Genomic DNA, 8527 nt, shown 5'->3' on the forward strand with positions numbered 1-8527 from the left:
TGCGGGCCGAGCGGATGACCGCTCGACCCGCCGTTCGCGTCACCCCAGTGGGGCGGCGTTGTTCCAGGTGGCGTCGGCGGTGAAGCTGCCCGGGTTGTCCCAGGCGTTGCCGCCGCCGTTCGTGGCGATGTAGACGGCCTCGGCGTAGTGGCGCCAGTAGTAGCCGGGGTAGTTGAACGACTCCAGCGACACGTTGCCGCTGCCGCCGTTCAGGGCCGGCTGTGCGCAGAATGTCGCATCCTGTTGGAACGTGGCCGTTCCGTCGTTCGACGCTTTCTGCACCCGGTACGCGGCGTGCCGCAGGAACTGACCGGGGTAGTTCACCGACTCGAACGAGAAGCAGCTCGAATCCGCGAGCCCGGTCCGCACGGTGAACGTGGCATCCGCGCGGTCGGTCGCCGCACTCGCCGAGCTGATCACGTCCGTCCGCGCCAGCCCCTCACGATGCCGCAGGTAGCGCGTGTCGTAGCCGGCTGTGGTGACCCGGAACGACCGGTTCTGCCCGACGGTCAGGTCAGCGCCGCTCTTCCACAACGGCGGGGACACCGCCCAGGTCGCGTCGTTCGTGAACGAGCCGCCGGTGTTGGCGTCCATCCACACCTCGTCGCTGCGGTGCCGCAGGTAGTAGCCGGCCATGTTGTACGCCTCGAGTGAGGTGCCGCCACCACTCAGGCCGGGCCGCGCGCAGAAGGTCGCGTCGGCGTTGTAGGTGCTGCCGCCGTCGTTGGCCTCCTTGTAGACGCGGTACGCCCGGTGCCGCAGATACTGCCCCGGGAAGTTGCGCGACTCGAACGAGTAGCACGAGGCACTGGCCAGACCCGGCCGCACGTAGAAGCTCGCGTCCTGGCGGTCGGCCGTGGCGCTGCTCGCACTGATCACGTCGGTGCGCGCTGCCCCGTCGCGATGGCGCAGGTAGCGGTCGGTGTAACCGGGCGTGGTGACGCGCAGGCTGGCCAGCTTGTTCGTCGACAACGTAGTGCCGTTGGCCGCGCCGAGAACCCGCAGGTTCACCTCGCGGACGCGGGCGAAGTCCATCTTCTGCACCTGGCGGTCGTACGTGTAGAAGCCGTTGAGCTCCTCCTCCACGTCCGTCGGTTCGGTGTAGACGCTCCCGGACAGCTCGTTGCCGTTGATCAGGTCGATCAGTTTGCTGGTGATCTGCACATAACGGCTGGTCAGCGATGCGTTGTCGGGCAGCCACTCGTAGGCGAACTTGCCCGCGGTCGGCCACTCGTGACCCGGGACGCGCAGTCCGAGACCGCCGTACTCGCCGTTGACCGCGATCCGGGTCGCCGTCGGCTGGCGGGTGATGCCGGGGCCGACGTACATGTGGTCGTCGATCACGTCGCCGTTGCCCGGGTCGGGATCGGAGTCGCAGCAGTTCGAGCCCGAGTTGTGGTTGACCAGGCGGGTCGGGTCGTAGCTCTTCACCAGGTCGGCGATGCGCCCGGCGTCGTACTCGCCCCAGCCCTCGTTGAACGGCACCCACTGCACGATCGACGTGATGCCCTTGTGCTCGTCGATCAGCTCCTTGAGCTCCTTCTCGTAGCGGGTGCGCCCGACCGCCGACGGCTCCTTGCCGCTGGCCAGCGCGGGCATGTCCTGCCAGACCATCAGGCCGAGCCGGTCCGCCCAGTAGAACCAGCGGTCGCTCTCCACCTTGATGTGCTTGCGGACCATGTTGAAGCCCAGTGCCTTCTGCTGCTCGAGGTCGAAGCGCAGCGCGGTGTCGGTCGGCGCGGTCGAGATGCCGTCCGGCCAGTAGCCCTGGTCGAGGGTGCCGAGCTGGTAGACGAACTTGCCGTTCAGCGTCGGGCGCAGCACCCCGCCGAGCACTGCCTTGCCGACCGAGCGCATCCCGAAGTAGCCGCCGACCGTGTCACCCGTCGCGAGCGTGACCTTCACGTCGTACAGGAAAGGATCGTCAGGGGTCCAAAGATGAGCATTGGGTACGGGTACGCGCAGAGAGCTGCCAACCGTGCCGGTCGCCGTGCCCACCACCGCGCCGCCGGTTAGCACCTGCGCGGTAACCGCCTGCCCGCTCGCGTTCGCCGCCTGGACGACCAGGTCGAGCCCGCCCGCCGCGACGTTCGGGGTGGTGTCCAGCCGGGTGATCCGCGCCGGGTTGGTCGGCTCCAGCCAGACGGTCTGCCAGATGCCGGAGTACGGCGTGTACCAGATGCCGCCGCGGTTGACGCGCTGCTTGCCGACCGGGATGTCCTGGGTGTCGGTGGGATCCCAGACGCCGACGATGATCTCGTTCGACCCGGCACGCAGCGCGGTGGTGATGTCGTAGGAGAACTTGTCGTAGCCACCCTCGTGCGTGCCGAGCAGCGTGCCGTTCACCCAGACCTTCGACTGCCAGTCGACGGCTCCGAAGTTGAGCTGCACGTTCTTGCCGGACCAGCCGGCCGGAACGGTGAACGTCCTGCGGTAGTAGGAGAAGTCCTGCCGGCGCATGATGCCGGACAGGGCGCTCTCGATCGGGTACGGGACGAGGATCTCCTCGCCGAGGTTGGTGTTCACCGGCGGGGTGTTGATGTTCGAGGAGCCCGCGAACTGCCAGGTGCCGTTGAGGCTCTGCCAGTCGGTGCGGGTGAGCTGCGGGCGGGGGTATTCCGGCAGCGGGTTGGTGGTGGAGACCTGGCTGGTCCAGGGCGTGCTCAGCGGCGGTGGCTTCGGGGCTGCTGTTGCCGGGCTGTTCGACGCCACTACGGCGCCGATGGTGGAGGTGAGGACCGCGATGAGCGCGGCGGGGATCCGGCGCATGGGTCTGCTCTTCCTAGTAGGCGCTGCCGAGGTCCGTCTTGGCGGAGGCCTCGTCGTATTCGCGGTCGGCGATGATGATGTCCTCGGGGATGGGCTCGCCGTTGAAGAACTTGGTCGCCGTCTCGAACGCGAGCGGGCCGAAGCGCGGGTTGCTCTCGATCACCGCGGAGATCCAGCCGTCGACGATGCCCTGGACGGCACCCTTCGTACCGTCGATCGACACGATCTTGACGTCGCCCTTGGCCTTGCCGGCGCCCTTGAGCGCGACCTCGGCACCGAGCGCCATCTCGTCGTTCTCGGCGTAGATCCCGTTGATGTCCGAGTTGGACTGCAGCAGCTGCTCGGTGACCTTCTGGCCCTCCTCGCGGGAGAACTGCCCGGTCTGCTCAAACGAGATCTTGATGTCCGGGGCGACCTTGGCGATCTGGTCCTTGAAGCCCTTGGTCCGCAGCGTGGTGACGTTGTTGCCGGGGGCGCCGAGCAGGATCGCGACCGAGCCCTTGTTACCCAGGGCCGCCGCCATCTTGTCGGCCGCGCGCTGGCCCTGCTTCTCGAAGTCCGACCCGATGAACGTCAGGTAGTCGGTGCAGGAGTCCGCGTTGATCTTCCGGTCGATGGTGATGATCGGAATCTTCTTGGCCGACGCCTTGGCGAAGACCGAGTCCCAGCCGTCGGAGTTCAGCGGCGCGATGACCAGCAGCTGCACGCCCGAGTCGATCATCTGCTCGACGTCACTGATCTGCTTGTTGAACTGGGAGTTCGCGTTGGTGGTCTGCAGGTTGGCGGCCGGGATGCCGAGCTTGGCGGCCTCGTCCTTGATGGACTGGGTCTCGGCGATCCGGAACGGGTTCGCCTCCTTCTCCGACTGGGAGAAGCCGATCTTCGCGGTGGACAGGTCGACCTTCGTGCCGCCGAACTGGTCGAGGGTGCAGGACTTGGCGCCGGGGGCGGCGGACTGGGCCACCTGCGCACCGGCCGACGCGTTGGCGCCCGAAGCCGCCGGGGTGTCGCTGTCCTCCGCCTTCGCGCAGGCGCTGACGAGAAGAAGGGTGGTGCCAAGGGTGATGATCGCGGGCCGGAATCGAGAAAGCGCTCTCACAGTGGACGCTCCTTAGTGCGGGAATCGACAAGTAACTATCCCGAAACACATTCACGCACTAACGAACTTTTCCTGTCAAGGACTAACCACAACCGAACGTGGTTGCGCAGAAACGAAAAGCGATCAACATCGGACAGAGTGGATCGCCGCGAGCCGTCGCGGAGTCGATCAGGCCTTGACGACGGCTGCCGACTGGAACAGGGTCGCGAGGGCGCGGTGCTCGCCGGCGGCATCCGGCGTGGGACGCAGCGGACCGGCCGCGCGGATGTAAGCGAGCAGGTCCGGCTCAGGCGCGAGCCCGTACGCGCGGAGGTAGTAACCCACCGACTCCGTCCACAGCCAGCGGCCGTCCGTGCGGTAGCTCATCGGGACGACGTCGCCCCGGGCCGGCTCGATCACGTCGGGAAGCCGGCCGGTGGTGGCCAGCACCGCAGCGCCCGCCTCCAGGTATTCGGCGACCTGCTCGAGATCCGCGCCGGTGAGCCGCTCGTGGCCCGGCTCGAACCGGGCGAACCCGTCGGTGACGACGTCGTAGACCCGAGCCACCCGGATCGCGGGCGCGGCGTCGGCCATCCACAGCAGGGCACCCGAGTTGCGTGCCGTACGCGTGTACTTCGGCAGCTCATCGCCCGAGCGGTACACCTCCACCTGAGGCGCGTCGAGCCCGGCCGCGGCCAGCTCGCGCATCACCTCGGCGGCGGCGTGCGGCTGGGGCCCGTTCACTTCGAGCACGTACACGCGGGAGGTGGGGATCGCTGAGGCTGCCCACTCCGGGGCCGTTCGCCAGGCGCGCCAGAGCGCCACCGGCTCCTTCACCCGCTCCAGCACCCGGACCGCGACCTTGTCGAGATCGTCGCTCAGCTCCCGGCCGATCAGGTCGAGCAGCGCGGGCACGGCGTTGCCGAACGTACGCGGATCGGGCAGGGCGGGCGTGAACGTATACGCCAGCTCGATCGTGCCGTCCGGGTCGGGGACGATGACCGTGCCGGTGTCGGCCAGCCGCAGGCGAGCCTCGGCCAGCATCGAGTCGGGCACCCGCCCGCCGAGCCGCAGCAGGGCGGCGTGGAGTTCGGCCTGGTCGGTCATCACGATCGAATTCGACCACGGTCGCCGCGCCCCGGCACCGGCCCGGCCGCCGCTCTTCCCCTACGACCCCGCGGACGGTCCCATTCTTACCTGTGGGCCGGGGGTGCTCAGGGCATACATCGCGCGGTGCAGGGCGACCGGGCCCGGGGTGGCCGGGGTGTAGTCGCAGGCGCGGATGTGGGCGAGAAAATCCTCCTCGGGGCGCAGCGAGTGCATGCCGAGGTAGTAGGCGATCGTGTCGGCCCAGATCCAGTGGCCGTCGGTGCGGAAGCTCGTCGGCACCTGGGGGCCGTCGTCCGGGTCGAAGACGTCGATCTCCTTCGCCGCGCTGGCCAGCAGGACCGTGCCGTGCTTCAGGAAGCTCCGCACCTTGGCCGGCTCGTCGCCCGCTGCCAGCAACGGGTGGTCGGCGGCGAACGCGCCACCGGCCATCGGCGAATACGAGTCGAAGGCCCGCGCCACGGTCACCGGATGTGGCGGCTCAGCGGCCCACAGCAGTGCCGAGCGGCCCCGGGCCATCTCCTGGTAGGCGGCTAGTTCCACGCCGGGTGCGTACGCCTCGACCTGCGGATTGGTCAGGCCCGCCGCCTCGAGCGCGTTCTGCAGCCAGGCGGTGACCCCGGGCAGCGTCGCGGCGTCGCCGGCGGTCTCCAGCACATAGACCGGAACGGGATCTTCCTCGTCCCGGCCGGGTTGCGGGAAGCGCCAGGCTCGCCACAGCGCCACCGCAGCGGTCACCTCCACGACCGAGGCGATCGCGACGGCGTCCTGCGGGCCCGGCTCGGGTGAACCCGGCAGGGTCAGGTCGAGCAGCGGCGGGGCCGGCGCGAAGTCGTCGGGGGACGGGCGCACGGGCGCGAAGCCGTACGCCGGCCAGTCGTCCTCAGCCGCAGCGTCGGCCGGGAGCGCGGTCTGCTCCGCATCGGGCAGGGCCCGGATCAGAAGGTTGGCGTCCTCGGGCCGGAGCGGCACCCGCCCGGCCAGCACCGCGCCGAGCACCGCACGGGCGGCCTCGGTGACGCGGCCCTCGCCGAGCCAGCCGCGCGCGTTGCTCACGACGTCGTCCGGCGCCCAGCCCGCCACGCGCAGCAGCAACTGGTGGTGCCGGGTCAGCAGGCGATCGTCGGTCGCGGCCATCGTCGCGTCCCTCCACATCGGTGGTACCTCGCGATGTCGCGGCCACCATAGCGCCTGAGCGCCAGCCCGTTACCGCGCCGGCACCGTCTCGACCGTGACCTCGGCCTCGTCGTCGCCCACGACCCAGGGGATGACCTCGAGGCCCTGCCCGGCCTGGTCCTCGCGGAACGTGTCGTACGCCGCGGCCACCTCGTCGTCGCCCATGATGGCCGTCTCCCGGATGAAGTCGCCGGTCAGCCGGAACGGCACCGGGCCACCCGGGTTGAACAGCACGTCCACGCCGTCCGGGAGGAGTGACACCAGGGCCATCAGGTCGACCTGCTGCCAGTCCGGCGAGGTGACGCGGCGCTGCTGCGCGCTGCTGGTGGCGACGACGACGCAGCGCACGTCGTCGGGGGACTTGACGATCAGCGGGCGCCCGTCGCCGTTGAGCGCGGCGCCGAGCAGCGCGTCACGGATCATCACCTGCAGCTGCTCGGCCCGGATCTGGCCCTGCATCGCGAGCCGCAGCATCGCGTCGAGCGGGTCGGTGACCGAATCCTCGTCGCGGGGCTCGTAATCCGGGTTGCTCCGGAACGAGCCGACCACGCCGTCCGCGGCGATCGGCCACAACCCGATCACGGCCTCGATCGGTGGCACCTCGTCCTCGGGGCGGGGCCGCCAGTCGGGGTCCATCAGCAGGAAGTAGTTCTCCATGGGCTGCTGATCCGGCTGCATCAGTTCGTTCCTTCCGTCTGCCACGGCTCAACGGTGATCTCGCCGTCCGGCCGGAACGCCGCGCGGGCCGCTTCCAGCTCGTCGTCGTTCATGTCCACTGTGGCGCGGATGAATTCACCGGTCAGGCGTACGGTCGCGGGCCCACCGGGATTCAGGAGCACGTCCACGCCGTCGGGCAGCGTCGCGACCACGTCCTCGAGCCCGGCGCGACGCCAGTCGGGGGACGCGATGCGGCGGCGATGCGGGGTGCTGGTCGAGAGGATCACGCAGGGGACGTCGTCGGGGGACTTACCGATCAGCGGGCGCCCGTCGCCGTTCATCGCCTGGTCGACGAGGCTGTCGCGGAGCACGAGCTGGAGCTGCTCCATCTCGGCGTCACCGCGCAACGCGAGCCGCAGCAGGGCGTCGATCGGGTCGGACGGCGAATTCTCGTTCGTGGGCTGATATTCGGGGTTGCTGCGGAACCGGCCCACGGCGCCGTCCGCCGCGAGCGGCCACAGGCCGACGACCGCCTCGAACGGCGGGGTGTCCGCGTCGTCCACTGGCTGCCACTCCGGGTCCATCAGCAGGAAGACGCTCTCCTCCGGCGCTTCTTCTGCTCGCGCCTCTGCTTCTCGCGCCTCGGCGGGAGTGGTCATCTCTCGGCCCCTTCTAGGACGCGGTCGCGGGCTGTGGACGGAACAGCGCTGCCAGGGCGCGGTGCTCGTCGACCGGCGTGGTGGCAGGTGCGGCGTAGCCGGCGGCGCGGATGTCCGCGAGCTGCTCGGCGTCCGGTGCGAGACCGTGGACGCGCAGGTAATACGCCGCGGTGTCGGTCCAGACCCAGCGCCCGTCGGTGCGGTAGCTCATCGGCACGACCGCGCCGAGCGACGGCTCCACGATGTCCGTCGTGCGCTGCGTGGTCGCCATGATCGAAGTGCCGGCCGTGAGGTAAGCGAGAACACGATCGCGCTCCTGCCCGTCGAGCAGCTCATGGTCGTCGTCGAACCGGGGACCGGGGGCGCCACCACGGTCGAAGACCCTGGCGACACGCACCGCCGGCAGCTGCCCGGCTGTCCACAGCAAAGCCGCGGCCGAGCGCGCACGCACCTGGTACGGCGGCGGCTCCACGCCCGAAGGGTACGTCTCGACCTGCGGGTCAGCCAGGCCGGCGCGGTCGAGTGCGCGCATCATGACGCCCGAGACGGCGGGCAGCAGGTCGGGGCGGGTGGCGGTTTCGGCGACGTAGACGCGCACCGGAGCGATAGCCTCGGCTGCCCACTGCGCCGGCACCCGCCAGGAGCGCCACAGCGCGACGGCCTCCGGCACCCGGGCCAGCGCCCGGACCGCGGCCCGGTCGAGCTCATCGGTCAACGGGCCGGACGTCAGATCGAGGAAAGTCTCGCCGGGCCCGGCTTCGAAGCTGAACGGCGGCTCGGAGCGCACGTCGGCGACGTCATCGAGCAGCTCGGCGACGGTGTCGGTGTCACCGTCTGCCAGCACCAGGCGGGCGCGCGCGAGCAGGTCACCGGGCACCCGCCCGGCCAGCCGCAGCAGCTCGCCGTGCAACCGGGCCAGCTCAGGCTGGACCTCGAGCCGGGGGTCCGTCATGCCGTCCTCGTCTGTGTCGTCATCCGTGCACCCCATTCGACCACGGGGCTCCGGAGGGCCGCCCGTGCCGGTCGGCAGCCGTGCCCCAACGTCCGTCCGGGCGCGGTGCCGGTGGGCAGCACCACCGGG

Annotated in this window: 5 protein-coding genes and 2 pseudogenes; all 7 read right to left on the bottom strand. The window is 70.0% G+C overall.

Translation table 11 applies throughout. The features are described 5' to 3' along the window. Positions 1 to 39: 39 nt before the first annotated feature. The gene (locus tag Ahu01nite_RS14275; RefSeq protein ID WP_203836977.1) at positions 40 to 2769 is read right to left on the bottom strand and encodes an AbfB domain-containing protein; all 2730 of its coding nucleotides are present in this window, start codon (positions 2767 to 2769) and stop codon (positions 40 to 42) included. A 13-nt stretch (positions 2770 to 2782) separates the two neighbouring features. Next, the gene (locus Ahu01nite_RS14280; RefSeq protein WP_203836978.1) at positions 2783 to 3868 is read right to left on the bottom strand and encodes an ABC transporter substrate-binding protein; all 1086 of its coding nucleotides are present in this window, start codon (positions 3866 to 3868) and stop codon (positions 2783 to 2785) included. A 168-nt stretch (positions 3869 to 4036) separates the two neighbouring features. Beyond that, positions 4037 to 4954, bottom strand: coding sequence for a hypothetical protein (locus tag Ahu01nite_RS14285; RefSeq protein WP_203836995.1), 918 nt, complete (start codon positions 4952 to 4954; stop codon positions 4037 to 4039). A gap of 60 nt (positions 4955 to 5014) precedes the next feature. Beyond that, positions 5015 to 6091, bottom strand: a complete 1077-nt coding sequence (locus Ahu01nite_RS14290) for a serine/threonine-protein kinase (protein WP_203836979.1) — start codon at positions 6089 to 6091, stop codon at positions 5015 to 5017. A 213-nt stretch (positions 6092 to 6304) separates the two neighbouring features. Next, positions 6305 to 6808 (bottom strand): annotated as a pseudogene (locus tag Ahu01nite_RS14295) (type VII secretion system-associated protein); the annotation flags it as partial. A gap of 104 nt (positions 6809 to 6912) precedes the next feature. Next, positions 6913 to 7446: pseudogene (locus Ahu01nite_RS14300) on the bottom strand (type VII secretion system-associated protein); the annotation flags it as partial. 13 nt (positions 7447 to 7459) lie between these two features. After that, complete coding sequence (locus Ahu01nite_RS14305; protein ID WP_203836981.1) at positions 7460 to 8398, bottom strand: hypothetical protein; 939 nt, start codon at positions 8396 to 8398, stop codon at positions 7460 to 7462. Between the last annotated feature and the right edge of the window lie 129 nt (positions 8399 to 8527).

Origin of the sequence: Winogradskya humida, assembly GCF_016862215.1 — a bacterium.
GTDB classification, from domain to species: domain Bacteria; phylum Actinomycetota; class Actinomycetes; order Mycobacteriales; family Micromonosporaceae; genus Actinoplanes; species Actinoplanes humidus.